Source organism: Paenibacillus amylolyticus, from assembly GCF_050990605.1.
Lineage (GTDB): Bacteria > Bacillota > Bacilli > Paenibacillales > Paenibacillaceae > Paenibacillus > Paenibacillus amylolyticus_H.
On sequence record NZ_CP158832.1, the window covers coordinates 3,049,923 to 3,064,262 of the forward strand.

Consider the following 14,340-nt stretch of genomic DNA (forward strand, 5'->3'; position numbering starts at 1 on the left):
TCTTTAAATGTTGCTTGAGAATGGTCAGAATTTAACCGAAAGGATGTGATGGTGATTTATGCTCCAGGATTCAGAAGATGCAGGTGAAAACACCGAATTCACTGCACCGCGCGATCCAGTCGGAGTGACAGCGTCAGCAGTCAAACCCGCAATTGACTTTGAATCACATGGATATCGCGATATGATTGGCCGGTCTCTTCTGAACAAAGGGAACAATGTCAGATTAAAACGAGCCATTGAGAAGGCAAAAAACGGCGAACCAGTTGTTATTGCTTATATTGGAGGCTCCATTACTCAAGGTGCTGGTGCAATACCTATTCATAACCAAAGTTACGCTTATCGATCGTATGAGTCATTTAAATTTATGTTTGCGCTTTCAAAAGATAGTCCGATTCATCTGATTAAAGCAGGTGTGGGAGGTACTCCATCGGAATTGGGGATTGTACGTTATGATCGTGATGTATTAAGGGGAGGTACGGTTAAGCCGGATATCGTCGTAATCGAATTCGCAGTCAATGACGCAGATGATGAAACCCAAGGTAAATGTTACGAGAGTCTGGTGCTCAAAGCACTTGCTGCCGATAACAAGCCAGCAGTCATCTTGTTATTCAGTGTATTTGAAAATGACTGGAATCTACAGGATCGTCTCGCCCCGGTTGGCTGGCATTATGATCTGCCCATGGTAAGTGTGAAAGATGCTGTCGTTGATCAGTTCAAGAAGACAAAAAGTGAGGGCAACATTATTTCCAAAGAGCAATTTTTCCATGATATATATCATCCTACTAACACAGGACATCGGATTATGGCCGATGGTTTGGAATATTTGTTCGACGTGACGAATCGTTCGGAGTGGGATGAGAAAGATCATGATATTGAAAAGGCACCGCTAATTGGAAATGAATTTGTTCATGTGAAGCTGTTGGATCGAAAAAATGGCAATACCATTGCCCGTATTGATGCAGGCTCGTTTTGCAAAACGGATACGGATCTGCAGATGGCTGAGATGGATTCTCATGACTATGGTACACCCCAGTTCCCCAACAACTGGATGTGTACAGGAGAGGGAATAGAGGCTCAAAGCAGCTTTAAAATAAGTTTGCAGTGCAGTCGCCTCATTCTGATCTTCAAGGATTCTGGTAACGATGAATTCGGAACCGCACATATCAAGGTAGATGGGGTATTCGTCCAAAAAGTCGATCCGCGTAAAATCAACTGGACCCATTGCCATGCCACACTTCTGCTTAACGAAGAGCATGTTGGGGAGCACTCCATCGAGATCGAAATGGCGGAAGGTCATGAACATAAATGTTTCACCATTCTGGGGTTTGGCTATGTGGATTAACCGAAAACGGATAGTCATTCATATGTTCGGAGGAAAAGAGAATGAAATTGATCTCATCAGCAGTAACGGGATATGACCAATATCGGGAGAATATACCACGTGGAGTCATGGAGACGGTAGAGTATCCTTCCAGGACAGTGGGCAATTCCCGTAAAGCGATGGTGTACACCCCACCAGATTTTTCTTCGACAACGATGTATCCTGTACTTTTTCTATTGCATGGTATCGGTGGAGACGAGTCTGAATGGCATACTCATGGTTCTCCACAAATTATTCTGGATAATCTGTACAACGATAACTTACTTGAGCCAATGGTTATTGTTTTCCCTAATGGTCGCGCAATGTTGAATGACCGGGCCGAAGGAGACTTGTTTGAACCTGAGAAAATCAAAGCATTTGAACGATTTGAATCCGATCTGCTTCACGATTTGATCCCTTACATGGAGTCGAACTATCCTGTTCATACAAGCCGGGATAAAAGGGCGATTGCTGGTTTATCCATGGGCGGAGGTCAATCCTTAAATATCGGATTAAGTAATCTGGACCATTTCGCATGGATCGGCGCTTTCTCTGCAGCCCCGAACACCAGAGAGCCGGAGCTACTTGTCACCGATGTTACGAAAGCGCATTCATTGCTCTCGCTGTTGTGGATCTCTTGCGGTGAGAAGGACAACCTTATTGAGATTAGTCTCGGGGTTCACCGATATTTGGTGCAACAGGGAGTACCTCACATCTGGCATGAAGAAAGTGGGGGACATGATTGGCCCGTGTGGAAGAACGATCTGTATCTGTTCACGCAACGTTTATTCAAGTAAATGTGGTGAAGAACATTCTTATTGGATTGTAGCATCAACCAAATCTATTAAAATATCAGGAGGTATTATTCTATGTTCAAATTCGGTAAAAAATTAATGACGGTTGTTCTTGCAGCTTCCATGAGTTTTGGTGTTTTCGCAGCTACATCCAGCGCTGCAACAGATTATTGGCAGAATTGGACAGATGGTGGAGGAACGGTCAACGCGGTTAACGGGTCAGGCGGAAATTACAGCGTGAGTTGGCAAAATACCGGGAACTTTGTTGTCGGGAAAGGGTGGACATATGGCACACCTAATCGGGTAGTCAATTACAATGCCGGTGTGTTCGCTCCTTCAGGTAACGGCTACCTGACTTTCTATGGTTGGACTAGAAACGCTCTAATTGAATATTACGTGGTGGATAGCTGGGGAACGTATCGTCCGACCGGAACGTATAAGGGCTCGATGACTAGTGATGGTGGCACATATGATATCTATACAACGATGAGATACAATGCACCTTCCATTGATGGTACGCAGACTTTCCCTCAGTATTGGAGCGTTAGACAGACCAAGAGACCGACTGGTGTCAATTCTACCATTACGTTCAGCAATCATGTGAATGCATGGGCGAGCAAAGGCATGTACCTTGGAAATAGTTGGTCCTATCAGGTGATGGCAACAGAGGGTTATCAAAGCAGCGGTAACGCAAACGTGACGGTTTGGTAAAAATGATGTAATGACGTTCAATGTCTGCACCTGCATTTGAATTCAATTTTCCGGAAGCGTTGAGGATCGTTATTCACCAGACTAACGGACCTCGACGTTGCCGGATTCATGCTTAGCAAAGGAGAATAATGGAATGAGGAAGCTGATATGGTTAACTTTAATCGCAATACTTGTTAGTCTAAGTGCTTGTTCAGCGAGTAATTCAGAATTAAACGATGGCTTGGTATTTGTCGAAGGGGGAGCCTTCAAGAGCAGTAAGTCGAGTCAGCATGATACAAATGAAACGCTGGATTCTTTCTATATTGGTAAATACGAAGTGACTCAAAAAGAATGGATGGAAATTATGGGGGAAAACCCGTCTGGCTTCAAGGGAGATGACCTTCCCGTTGAAATGGTCAGTTGGTATGACGCAGTGGAATACTGTAATCAAAAAAGTATAAAAGAAAACCTGAAACCTTATTACAATATAGACAAAGACAACCAGGACACGAATAATCACAATGAAAACGACAATATAAAATGGAATGTAACCATTAACGAGGATGCCAACGGTTACCGTTTACCCACAGAGGCAGAATGGGAATACGCTGCAAGCGGAGGCCAAAAGAGCTTGAATTACACCTACTCTGGAAGTGATAATCCTGATGAAGTTGCTTGGTACTGGAAAAATGCTGGCAACAATATTCTGACGGGTGACTGGAGCTGGCCCGCTATTGAGAGCAATCGTAATCAAACCCAAAAAGTCGGAACTCAGAAGGCAAATGAGTTAGGAATCTATGATATGTCCGGGAATGTGAGAGAATGGTGCTGGGAATGGTACAGCGATCCGGAGGGACCCAAACAAACTTGGCGAGTTGTGAAAGGCGGAGGCTGGATGGGTGGTGTCAATAACAATGAAATAGCATTCCGTGGCAAATTTGATGCAAATGGTTTTGGTCCCGATCAAGGATTCCGTATAGTACGCGGAGAATGAAAAATCTTTTTCCTGACAATAGATTACTTCTGAGCTAAACCTATACTTTGTCGGGTGAAAACCTATAGTTTATCAGGTTGTTGTACCAAAATGTAAGCGTTACACTTGAATTGTTATCTGGCGTTTCGCTACAATCGGAGCGTTCTAAGAGTACGGTCTGATAAAACTATTTTCTTTTTAATGGATCATCAATGAAAATAAGACTGATGGAAAATATGTTCTCCAAGTTGTACGAGCAGACAACATTCCTGCTGTTGTTCTGCTGTTTAGCATTTTCGCAACAACTGAAATCTACCTATAGATATAGATAAAATACATGCAGCTGATCACGGACAAAAGAGAGGTGAGCTAATGTACAAGGTCATTGTCGCGGATGATGAGCCGTTTATGCTAGAAGGATGGAGAACGATGATTGACTGGCAAACTTGTGGATACGAACTCTGCGGAACGGCAACGGACGGGGAGGAAGCACTTGCTTTATTCAACTCGGTTCAGCCGGATCTTGTTGTCACGGATATTCAAATGCCTGTTATGGATGGTCTCGGTTTGATTCATACCTTGAGAGAAGATCTCGCCTATACCTCTAAAATTGTTATCGTTACAGGATACTCCGATTTTAATTATGCGAAGCAAGCCATACGGTATCAGGTCGATCAGTATGTGCTCAAACCTCTTGTTCCCGAGGAAATTCATCAAATTCTTATGGAAATGATCGAACCTCTGGACAAACGTAGAAATGAGCAAAAACAGCAAAATGGAGTCATGGTTACAGATGGAGCCTACGAAAATCATCTTAATGAATATCGAATAAACGAAGAATATGATTTAGAGCAAATGATGAACATCTCCAAAGAGATCTTGGGGTTGATTGAAGAAGGAAACACGTATTCCATCGATCATGCTGTGAGTTCATTACTAGGGAAGAGTGAGAAAGCAGAAGTTTCGCTCGAATGGATACATCATGTCATCCGTTATATCCATGGGGAGTTGCTACGAAAATATGGAAAAAGAGAGGATTGCAGAGAAATACTTTGTGAAAAAGAATGGCATGAAGCTGCGAGTTGGTCTTCCGGCACATTGCAAGACCTATGTGTTCGACTGTCTGAGCAACTTTCCCAGTCTGAATTGAAGCAAAAGACGGGTACGGGAGGGCTTGTTGCAGAAGCAGTGAATGAATTGAAGCAACACTATCGAAGTAAAATTAAATTACAAGATGTAGCAAATCGTATTCACGTGAATTCTGCCTACCTGGGTCAACAGTTCAAGCGGGAGATGGGGGTCAGTTTCAGTGACTATGTGCACCAGCTTCGCGTTGAAGAGGCCCGTAAACTCCTGCGACGTACCAATATGAAGATCACTGACATTGCATTCAGGCTAGGATATCATGATGCTGAATATTTCACCCAAAAGTTCAGAGCGCATACAGGGGAGCTTCCGTCAGTCTATAAAAACAAAAACCAAGGGTGATCATATGCGTCATAAATTCTGGATGTTCCGTAAGGTTAATGATATTCCTCTCCGATCCAAATTTCTGCTTATTTATGTACTTAGTATTCTCCTTCCTGTAATAACGATTAATATCTTCTTTTATCAACGAACCTCTGCGGATATCAAGATTAGAGAACAGGAAAATCTGCGTAAATCCATCGACAGGGCTGCGGGGGAACTGCTAGGCATGATTGATGAGAGCGTTGCTCTGAGCCGTATAATTGCAGCAGACGATTCGCTGTACGAGGCATTGGATCGGACCTATCAGTCCCCCGTTGATTATTACAACGTCTACCATGCTTTCCTGCGTGATAAATTAACACGGTATATGTCAGCGAATATTCTGGAGGTGCGTATCTATACAGATAACGATACCATCCAGACGGGCAGTCATTATATCGTGATGAAAGACAAGAATGTACTTCCTGGATTGAAACAGCTGAAATCCACCAGTGGAGGCATTCTTGTTGTTGATTATATTGAGCCATCCGGATTCAACGCGGGAAGAAGAATCAGTGTGATTGGCAAAATGGATACCTATACTTCCTATGCCAATTATAACAAGTATTCCAAGATTGATCTGGAACTTAGCCGGGTGTATAGCATCTTAAATCGTGAATCAGACAGTCTTCAGCTGCGTCTGGTGGACAGCAACAATCGAACTGTCGTTTCAAGTGGGGAGTTCAGCGAAACCGACGTATCCCTCCCTGATAATGAATCAATGCTCAAGGAATCTGGAAATTCTGCTTACACGCTCGAAAAATCGTTGGGGAATCTAGCCTACCTAAAGGGTTGGAAATTGATTGGAGTTGCCGATACGCGTCACCTTGACCATCTGCTGCAAGAAGCCTTTATTTCAATTCTGGGGTTGCTCGCATTAAGTATCGTGGTCCCCTCTGTATTGATCTACATTATTTTGCGTTCCTACCACTATCGGATTCGCAAGCTATCCAGACATATGGAGAAGGTTCGTAATGAACGATTCGATCTGATTGAAATTCAGGAAGGCCGCGACGAAATTGGCGGGCTTATTCGTACATTTAACATCATGATTGGTAAAATTCATACGCTGATTAATGACGTATATAAGCTGGAAATCCGTCAAAAAGATTTGGAGCTGGATCAAGTGAGGACTGAATTGTCTATGCTCCAGAGTCAGATGAATCCCCATTTTTTATTTAACACATTGAATGCCTTGCTGGTCGTTAGTACGAAGAATGGATATACGGAAGTAATTGAGATTATTAAAAGTCTGTCCAAGCTGATGAGACAGTTGCTCAGTCATTCTGACAATCTGATTCCTCTGCAAGAAGAGCTGCAATTTACGAATCTGTATCTACAGATTGAGAAGTTTCGCTTTGGAGAGCTGTTTGATTACACCTTCGAGGTTGATCCCGATGCAGCTTCGTTGCTCATTCCCCGCATGAGTATTCAACCGCTCGTCGAAAATGCATGCAAACACGGCTTGCAGGCACGAAAAAATGGAAGAGAGATCAAGATAACGGCGAGACGAAACGCTTCTGAACTGGTTATTCAGGTGATCGATAATGGAATCGGTATGGATGCAGGGAGACTAACCGAGCTCCTGCGAGATATTCGTTCTGAAAGACCCAGGAACGGCGAGCATGTAGGACTCCGCAATGTCTACCGCAGGCTGGAACTCTTTTATGAAGGAAATGCGATATTTGATCTAAGCAGTGTACCTGGAAAGGAAACTATTGCAGGGTACCGTATACCGATCTCCAAGCTGGAACAGAGGAAATAGGAGGTAAACTCTCATGTATAAAGTACTGTTAGTCGATGATGAACCGTATGCCATTGAAGGGTTACAGCTTTTGATCAATTGGGAAAAGCATGGATTTGAAATCAGAGGCGTGTGCGCCAACGGTGAGGAAGCCATTCGGATGATGGAACAAGATCGACCTGATCTCGTGGTGACAGACATTCGTATGCCTGTGATGAATGGGCTGGAACTTGTAGAAGAAGCACGACGATTGGAACATGAGTCTGTGCTGTTTGTCATCACGAGTGGATACAGTGACTTTAATTATGCCAGACAAGCTATTCGATTAGGTGTCTGCAACTATTTAACCAAACCGGTTGACAGTACAGAAGCAGAGGATATGTTGGTCCGTCTCCGTATGCAATTGCAGGAGCGTGAAAACCAGGAGCGTATACTGGAACATACAAACGAGCAAAGGATCAAAACGTTTTTGTCCGCACTGATTCAGGATAAGCAGGAAATATCGAAGCAGGAGATGTCAGAGATCCTTCCTCGTTTGAACAAGTCCCATTGGGCATACCTGCGGATAACTTTTCAGGGAGATATTCAGGAAGCCTGTTCAGTAGCCGAACAAATGGCTGACGTAGCAACTTGTTGTTATGTAACAGACAGAACAAGAGACTCTTTGGGACTTGTATGGGGGGAGCAAGTGAATGATGGAAGCGGGACATCCGAATTAATTAAAGCTTTTGCCCAGCGTTTGATGAGCAGCATGCAAAATATTGGCTGCGAAGATATTCATATCGCGGTTGGAATGACGGTCACCAAACTGAAGCATCTGTCTGAATCCTTCCGCTCCGCTCAGGAAGTTGGGCGTTATTTGTTTTTTAATCAAGAGCACCTTTTGATTGCCGAAGAAATTCAGCTGGAGAATTGGCAGTTTGATCCGGAAACACTGTCAGAGGTGGACCATATTAGCGAATTGCTTGAAAACGGTTCTGTAGAAGAACTCTCGAGTTCCATACGCAGTGCCTTCGAACTGTTTATACAGATGAAGGCTGCGCCAGAGATTGTACATATTTTCTCTACCCACATTATATTCCGCGGACTCTCCCTGTGTAGAGAATTAGGAGGAGAACCTAATGCACTAATGAACGAATTGGCGAGCGGAATACTGGAGAAAGGCCATCGAAATGTAGAAAAGGTGGCTAACAATCTGGAGCATTTCTGTTTGCAATGCAAGTCAGAGCTGGCTATTTTCCGGGAAAGGCAGCTTGGAGGCATTCAGGCAACGGTAGCTGAATATGTGCAGATGCATTACAGAGAGACATTTACGATCCAGGAGCTTGCAGAACGATTCTACGTGAACCCAGTCCATTTGGGGCAATCCTTTTTACGAAAGTACGGCAAGGGTGTGATCGAGGTAGTACATGATCTGCGAATGGAAGAAGCGAAGCGTCTGCTTCAGGAGACGAATCAAACATCAAGTGCAATTGCAGAGCAGGTAGGGTACCGTAGTTACCAGCATTTTCTCAGACACTTCGAAAAACGTACAGCGATGAAACCATTAGAATACAGGCAAAAGTATGCGAATTGATCCTTAAAAAAGAAGAACTCCTCCTGAATAAGACCTGCAATTACAGGGGGATGGAACTTAAATATATATATTTTGTAACCGCATACATTTCTTCATACTAAAAACAGTAAGACATACCATTTCCAAGGAGGGCAAGTACATGGGGGGACTGAAAAAAAAGAAGCTTTGGGGTTCCGTATCACTCGTTCTGGCTTTGAGTTTGGCACTTGCAGGATGCAGCGGTGACAATGAGAAAGCGACTACAAAGGACGGGAAAGAAGTACTGAACATTACGGCCTTTATCGGAACGCCGAATCAGGCGCCAGCTAAAGACAACCGAATCTACAAGAAAATTCAGGATGAACTTGGCGTCAATCTGGAGATGGAATTTCTGGTGGGCGATCTTCAACAGAAGCTCGGCGTTATGATTGCCGGTGGCGATTTCCCTGACTTGATCACAGCGGACACCAAATTGGTCTCAGCCGGTGCAGTTATTCCGCTCGAAGATCTGATTGAGGAGCATGCACCCAATCTGAAGAAACATTTTGCTAAAGACTGGAACCGGATGAAAGACTCCAGTGACGGGCATATTTACTGGTTGCCTAACTATGGAGTCTACACAGGTGAGTTCATTAGTAACTACTATTCTGGTCCTGCATTCTGGATCCAAAAATCCATTCTGAAGGATGCCGGGTACCCGACTCCTAAAACGTTGGATGATTTCACAAAGTTGGTTCGTGACTATGCAGCCAAGAATCCGACCATTGATGGACAACCGACGATTGGCTTTACTACACTGGCTTCTGACTGGCGGACGTTCCCCTTGCTTAATCCACCAGAACATCTTACGGGTCACCCTAATGATGGTGGCGTAGTCGTAGATGATAATGGAGTGGCAACCGTTTTTGCCGACAAGGATATCTCCAAACGGTATTATAAGGAACTAAACAATCTGTATAATGAGGGATTGCTGGATAAAGAAGCCTTTGTTCAGAACTATGATCAATATCTGGCCAAAATTTCTTCGGGACGTGTGCTTAGCATGTTTGATCAGCACTGGAATTTCCAGGCTGGGGAAGACCCACTCGTAGCACAGGGCAAAATTGGCCAGACATACGTAGGTTTCCCGCTAGTCTATGATACAAGTATCACAGATCATTATTTGGATCGACCGGTTATCAACTTGAATAATGGTTTTGGTATCAGTAAAGATGCGGAAGATCCTGTTGCACTCATCAAATTCCTCGATAAACTCATGAGTGAAGAGTATCAGAAGCTCTTGTCATGGGGAGAAGAGGGTGTAGATTATCTGGTGAATGAAGAGGGAAGATTCTATCGTACGCCAGAGCAACGGAAAGAGCAGGATGATCCGGCATGGAGACTGATTAACAAAGCAGAAGGTTTCTACGCTGCTGCACCGAAGCTCGAAGGAACATTTGAAGATGGCAATGCGATTGGAGCAATCAACCAGCCTGAGGAATTCTATGACAACCTTAAACCGGAAGATAAAGAACTTCTGGATGCTTATGGCTTCAAAACGTGGAGTGACTTCTTCTCCCCTGCACCAGAGAATCCTGTGTACTATCCTGCATGGCAGGTCGATCTGAAAGAAGGCTCTGATGCTGCGGTAGCGAACAAGCAAATGACAGACACTTCATTGAAATTCTTGCCTAAAGCGATCATGTCAAAACCGGATGAGTTCGATAAGATTTGGACTGAATATGTAGACGCTTACAAGAAAATCGATGTCAAATCCTATGAAGACCGAATTAACGAACAACTGAAATGGAGAATCGAGAACTGGTCAGTTAAATAAAAAATGCGGCAATGATTCTCTCGGAAGGTATCAACCAAAGGATTACTCAGGCGAGTACCTTCCGGGGACATCATGCTTAAAGTCGCTGCAAGCCAATAGGAGGAGTGAAAGATGGCGAACACGCCTGGAGCCATACCAGAGCAAACCACCCGTACAGTCGTTCCCAAAACACCACTGTTAAAACGATTGCGCGGACAAAGACAACTCATGTTCATGTCATTGCCCATCGTTGCGTACATTCTCGTATTCTCGTATTATCCCATTTGGGGCTGGGTTATGGCCTTTCAGAATTACAGTCCTGCTAAGAGTTTCACCCAGCAGGAATGGGTCGGGCTCAAACACTTTAAGTTTTTGCTAACAGACGATGCATTTCTTAACGTGCTTCGTAATACCATTGCGATGAGCGTCATCAATATGGTGCTCGGATTTGCGACAGCAATTATATTTGCCATTTTACTTAATGAGATCAAACATAAGTTATATAAACGAACCATTCAAACCATATCGTATTTACCTCACTTTCTCTCATGGATTATTGTGACAGGTATCGTAGCAAGTTCACTATCTGTAGATGGTGGGATTGTCAATGTCGTACTCATGAAGCTGAATATCATTCAAGAACCTATCATGTGGCTTAGCGTTCCGGAATACTTCTGGGGCATTGTAGGCGCATCCCATGTATGGAAAGAAGTTGGCTGGAATGCCATTATTTATTTGGCGGCCATCACGTCGATCGATCCTTCCCTCTATGAAGCGGCAGAGATTGATGGGGCGAACCGATATAAGAAAATGCTGTATGTGACCTTACCCGGAATCAAATCCATTGTTATCATTTTGCTGATCATGAATATGGGCTGGATTTTGGAAGCTGGATTCGAGGTTCAGTATCTGTTAGGTAATGGTGTGGTTGTCGACTGGTCACAGACGATAGATATATTTGTCCTGAAATACGGACTACAGATCGGGAATTATTCTTTGGCTACTGCGGCAGGTATCTTCAAAACAGTAGTTAGTATCACGCTGATCTTTGCGGCGAATTCAATTTCCAAACGGCTCGGGGAAGACCGATTAATATAAGGGGGACTAGAGATGGGAATCAATAAATCTCGGCTTGAACCGATTGTCTTCCATACGTTAAATGGTATACTGATGATCGCAATCGCGATTGTTACCCTGTATCCGTTTGTGAATACACTCGCTGTATCGTTCAATGCCGGTAATGACACCATCCGGGGTGGGATTTATCTGTGGCCTCGGGTATGGACAGATCAAAACTACAGAGCAGTATTTGCAGGAGGGACCATCTTCAGCGCCTTTGGTATATCTGTGGCGAGAACGGTTTTGGGGACAGTCTTAAGTCTATTCTTAACCTCCATGCTGGCTTACACATTAAGCCGAAAAGATTATATATTACGAAAGCCCATTACCATTACAGTTGTTCTTACGATGTATTTTAGTGCAGGTCTTATTCCAACTTACTTCCTAATGAAAGATTTGCATTTGTTAAACAACTTCCTGGTGTACATTATTCCTGGGCTGATCAGTGCCTTTAATATGATTGTTATTCGAACCTATATCCAGACACTACCTGAGGGATTGATCGAATCCGCCAAAATTGATGGTGCTGGAGATTTCAGAACATTCATTTCCATTATTCTACCTCTGTGCCAACCGGTTCTGGCTACTGTTGCACTGTTCATCGCAGTAGGTCAATGGAACTCGTGGTTTGATACGTTTCTGTATGCATCTTCCAAACAAAACCTGAGCACGCTGCAATATGAGTTGATGAAACTATTATCGTCTTCCATGAATTCCAACAGCAGTGCAGCCGTTGCCAATGGTGCAGATCTTGGCGCTGCACGTAACATGGTCACTCCCGTATCTATCCGGGCAGCCATCACGATTGTAGCGGCATTACCGATCTTGGTCGTCTATCCATTCTTGCAGAAGTATTTTGTTCATGGCTTGCAGCTTGGAGGGGTAAAAGAGTAACTTAAGCAGTTCCAGATAACCGATCAAAAACGGTCACTATGGTGACCGTTTTTTTCATGTTTTTTAAACGGCGGGCCGTAGTATGTCAATTGATATTTACGTTGTCTAACCGTATTCGCTACCAAACTCCGCCATCTTTTCAAGGATCGGAAGTAACTTGATTCCTTTGTCTGTTAATGAATACTCGACCCGTGGAGGAACTTCCGGAAATACATCACGTTGAATAACGCCATCATTCTCCAACTCTTTAAGCTGCTTCGTGAGAGAGCCTTGAGACAGATCTCCAAGAAATTTTTTGATATCCGTATATCGACGAGTTTCGTCTTTTAGGTACCATAAAATAAAATATTTCCAACGCCCGGAAAGGATATTCTGAGTAAAAGCTATACCGTACATGTCACTTTTTCCATCTATAAAGTCTTTATCGAATCCTTCGTTGCATACTCTCATTGATATCACTCCTGATCTAAAGGTACAAAAAGATGTACTATGTTCATTTAAATTGCCCTCTTTGCAGACAAAACGAATACACCTATGATGGTGTCAACACCAAAACAATTTTAGCTTACCTAAACTGTGAAAGAATAATAATGTTATCTCGATAGAATAGTTAGCAAGCTAAATAAATATATCATAGAAAGGAGTGACTGATAAGGGAATACCACAGCAAGTAGAAGGAAATAGGGACGTGTTCTTTAGATCTACATGGCTGGAGACAAACTGATTTTCGATCATAATTTAAATTGTAACAAGGGAGATGTTTAATCATGAGTAAAAAAATTCGTACAGGTATTATAGGAGCTTCGATTAATAACGGATGGGCAAGTGGCACACATATTCCAGCTATTGAGCACCTGGACGAGTATGAGCTTACCGCAGTGGGGACAAGTAATATGGCAAGTGCAAAGAAGAGCGCTGAAGCTTTCCGCGCAGATCACGGATTTGATAACATCGAGGAATTGGCTCATCATACCGATGTTGATATGGTAGTTGTTAGTATCAACGTCAAGGAACATTATAACGCCGTTAAAGCCGTCGTGCCTGCTGGTAAACCAATCTATTGTGAATGGCCCCTGGGTTCTAATACAGAGGAAGCGCTCGAAATGCAGGAATGGGTATCCTCTGCCCAATTGCCCAATGCGATTGGACTTCAGGCTAGACAAGCACCAGCCGTTCAATATGTAAAAGATTTATTGACAGAAGGTTATGTGGGTAAAGTGTTATCTGCCAATTTGAAGATCTCCATTGATGGCATGGGTGGCGTTGGTGACAAGTCGACTGCGTACTTGTTTGATCGGGAAGTTGGAGGGAACTTGCTGACCATTGTAGGCGGACATAATCTGGATGCCTTCACTTACATGCTTGGGGACTTTACAGAATTTTCTGCCACCACAGCTCAACAGTTTTCAGAAGTTGAATTGGTTGATATTCAGAAAGTTATCAAGAAGACGACAGATGATCAGATCATGATTACTGGAAAATTGACTAATGGGGCAGCAGCCAGCGTTCATATTCAAGGTGGAGTTAAACATCAAACAGGACTAACGCTAGAAATTTTCGGAGACAAAGGAACGATCGTCCTGAGTGCCCCTGCATCCATTCAATTCGGATCACACCAATTACGCGGTGCGGGGCCAATGGACAATGAACTTCGTGAACTACGTATTCCCGATTCCTATTACTATGTCCCGGATTCACTTAAAACTGACTCTGGATTTGTAATGAATATGGCTCAAGCTTATCGTAAGTTTGCTCAAGATATCCAAGATGGAACATCCTTGACGCCTAATTTTGCGGATGCAGTAAAACTTCATCAGTTACTTGATGCTGTCGAAAAATCAGCACAGAGCGGTGAACGTGAATATCTATAACCCTCACTCAACGAACAAAATCTAATCCATTCATAT

Annotated in this window: 12 protein-coding genes; 11 read left to right on the top strand and 1 reads right to left on the bottom strand. The window is 43.5% G+C overall.

The features are described from left to right. The first annotated feature begins 58 nt into the window (after positions 1–58). The 10 genes from ABTV53_RS13860 (at position 59) to ABTV53_RS13905 (ending at position 12,433) form a co-directional block, all read left to right on the top strand. Positions 59–1,342, top strand: coding sequence for an SGNH/GDSL hydrolase family protein (locus tag ABTV53_RS13860; RefSeq protein WP_433753704.1), 1,284 nt, complete (start codon positions 59–61; stop codon positions 1,340–1,342). A gap of 41 nt (positions 1,343–1,383) precedes the next feature. Further along, positions 1,384–2,157: an alpha/beta hydrolase gene (locus tag ABTV53_RS13865; RefSeq protein WP_433753706.1), complete on the top strand. Its 774-nt coding sequence runs from the start codon at positions 1,384–1,386 to the stop codon at positions 2,155–2,157. A 72-nt stretch (positions 2,158–2,229) separates the two neighbouring features. Beyond that, the gene (locus tag ABTV53_RS13870; protein ID WP_433753708.1) at positions 2,230–2,865 is read left to right on the top strand and encodes a glycoside hydrolase family 11 protein; all 636 of its coding nucleotides are present in this window, start codon (positions 2,230–2,232) and stop codon (positions 2,863–2,865) included. A gap of 133 nt (positions 2,866–2,998) precedes the next feature. Then, positions 2,999–3,838: a formylglycine-generating enzyme family protein gene (locus ABTV53_RS13875; protein ID WP_433753710.1), complete on the top strand. Its 840-nt coding sequence runs from the start codon at positions 2,999–3,001 to the stop codon at positions 3,836–3,838. A gap of 351 nt (positions 3,839–4,189) precedes the next feature. Further along, on the top strand, positions 4,190–5,305 hold the full coding sequence (locus tag ABTV53_RS13880) for a response regulator transcription factor (protein WP_433753712.1): 1,116 nt from the start codon (positions 4,190–4,192) through the stop codon (positions 5,303–5,305). 4 nt (positions 5,306–5,309) lie between these two features. After that, positions 5,310–7,091, top strand: a complete 1,782-nt coding sequence (locus tag ABTV53_RS13885; protein WP_433753713.1) for a sensor histidine kinase — start codon at positions 5,310–5,312, stop codon at positions 7,089–7,091. 13 nt (positions 7,092–7,104) lie between these two features. Next, on the top strand, positions 7,105–8,646 hold the full coding sequence (locus ABTV53_RS13890) for a response regulator transcription factor (RefSeq protein ID WP_433753716.1): 1,542 nt from the start codon (positions 7,105–7,107) through the stop codon (positions 8,644–8,646). A 139-nt stretch (positions 8,647–8,785) separates the two neighbouring features. After that, complete coding sequence (locus ABTV53_RS13895; protein ID WP_433753718.1) at positions 8,786–10,441, top strand: ABC transporter substrate-binding protein; 1,656 nt, start codon at positions 8,786–8,788, stop codon at positions 10,439–10,441. Between the two features lie 111 nt (positions 10,442–10,552). Next, positions 10,553–11,518: an ABC transporter permease gene (locus tag ABTV53_RS13900; RefSeq protein ID WP_433753719.1), complete on the top strand. Its 966-nt coding sequence runs from the start codon at positions 10,553–10,555 to the stop codon at positions 11,516–11,518. A gap of 12 nt (positions 11,519–11,530) precedes the next feature. Further along, entirely contained in the window at positions 11,531–12,433 is a 903-nt protein-coding gene (locus tag ABTV53_RS13905; protein ID WP_017688457.1) for a carbohydrate ABC transporter permease, read from the top strand. A 105-nt stretch (positions 12,434–12,538) separates the two neighbouring features. Here ABTV53_RS13905 and ABTV53_RS13910 read toward each other — a convergent pair whose 3' ends face one another. Next, complete coding sequence (locus ABTV53_RS13910) at positions 12,539–12,883, bottom strand: winged helix-turn-helix transcriptional regulator (RefSeq protein WP_433753721.1); 345 nt, start codon at positions 12,881–12,883, stop codon at positions 12,539–12,541. A 317-nt stretch (positions 12,884–13,200) separates the two neighbouring features. Here ABTV53_RS13910 and ABTV53_RS13915 point away from each other — a divergent pair, with 317 nt between their 5' ends. After that, positions 13,201–14,304, top strand: a complete 1,104-nt coding sequence (locus ABTV53_RS13915; protein WP_433753726.1) for a Gfo/Idh/MocA family protein — start codon at positions 13,201–13,203, stop codon at positions 14,302–14,304. Positions 14,305–14,340 lie beyond the last annotated feature (36 nt).

Bases quoted from the DNA above. Each gene is read 5' to 3' on its own strand.
- ABTV53_RS13860 (WP_433753704.1), top strand. From the start codon at position 59: ATGCTCCAGGATTCAGAAGATGCAGGTGAAAACACCGAATTCACTGCA.
- ABTV53_RS13865 (WP_433753706.1), top strand. From the start codon at position 1,384: ATGAAATTGATCTCATCAGCAGTAACGGGATATGACCAATATCGGGAG.
- ABTV53_RS13870 (WP_433753708.1), top strand. From the start codon at position 2,230: ATGTTCAAATTCGGTAAAAAATTAATGACGGTTGTTCTTGCAGCTTCC.
- ABTV53_RS13875 (WP_433753710.1), top strand. From the start codon at position 2,999: ATGAGGAAGCTGATATGGTTAACTTTAATCGCAATACTTGTTAGTCTA.
- ABTV53_RS13880 (WP_433753712.1), top strand. From the start codon at position 4,190: ATGTACAAGGTCATTGTCGCGGATGATGAGCCGTTTATGCTAGAAGGA.
- ABTV53_RS13885 (WP_433753713.1), top strand. From the start codon at position 5,310: ATGCGTCATAAATTCTGGATGTTCCGTAAGGTTAATGATATTCCTCTC.
- ABTV53_RS13890 (WP_433753716.1), top strand. From the start codon at position 7,105: ATGTATAAAGTACTGTTAGTCGATGATGAACCGTATGCCATTGAAGGG.
- ABTV53_RS13895 (WP_433753718.1), top strand. From the start codon at position 8,786: ATGGGGGGACTGAAAAAAAAGAAGCTTTGGGGTTCCGTATCACTCGTT.
- ABTV53_RS13900 (WP_433753719.1), top strand. From the start codon at position 10,553: ATGGCGAACACGCCTGGAGCCATACCAGAGCAAACCACCCGTACAGTC.
- ABTV53_RS13905 (WP_017688457.1), top strand. From the start codon at position 11,531: ATGGGAATCAATAAATCTCGGCTTGAACCGATTGTCTTCCATACGTTA.
- ABTV53_RS13910 (WP_433753721.1), bottom strand. From the start codon at position 12,883: ATGAGAGTATGCAACGAAGGATTCGATAAAGACTTTATAGATGGAAAA.
- ABTV53_RS13915 (WP_433753726.1), top strand. From the start codon at position 13,201: ATGAGTAAAAAAATTCGTACAGGTATTATAGGAGCTTCGATTAATAAC.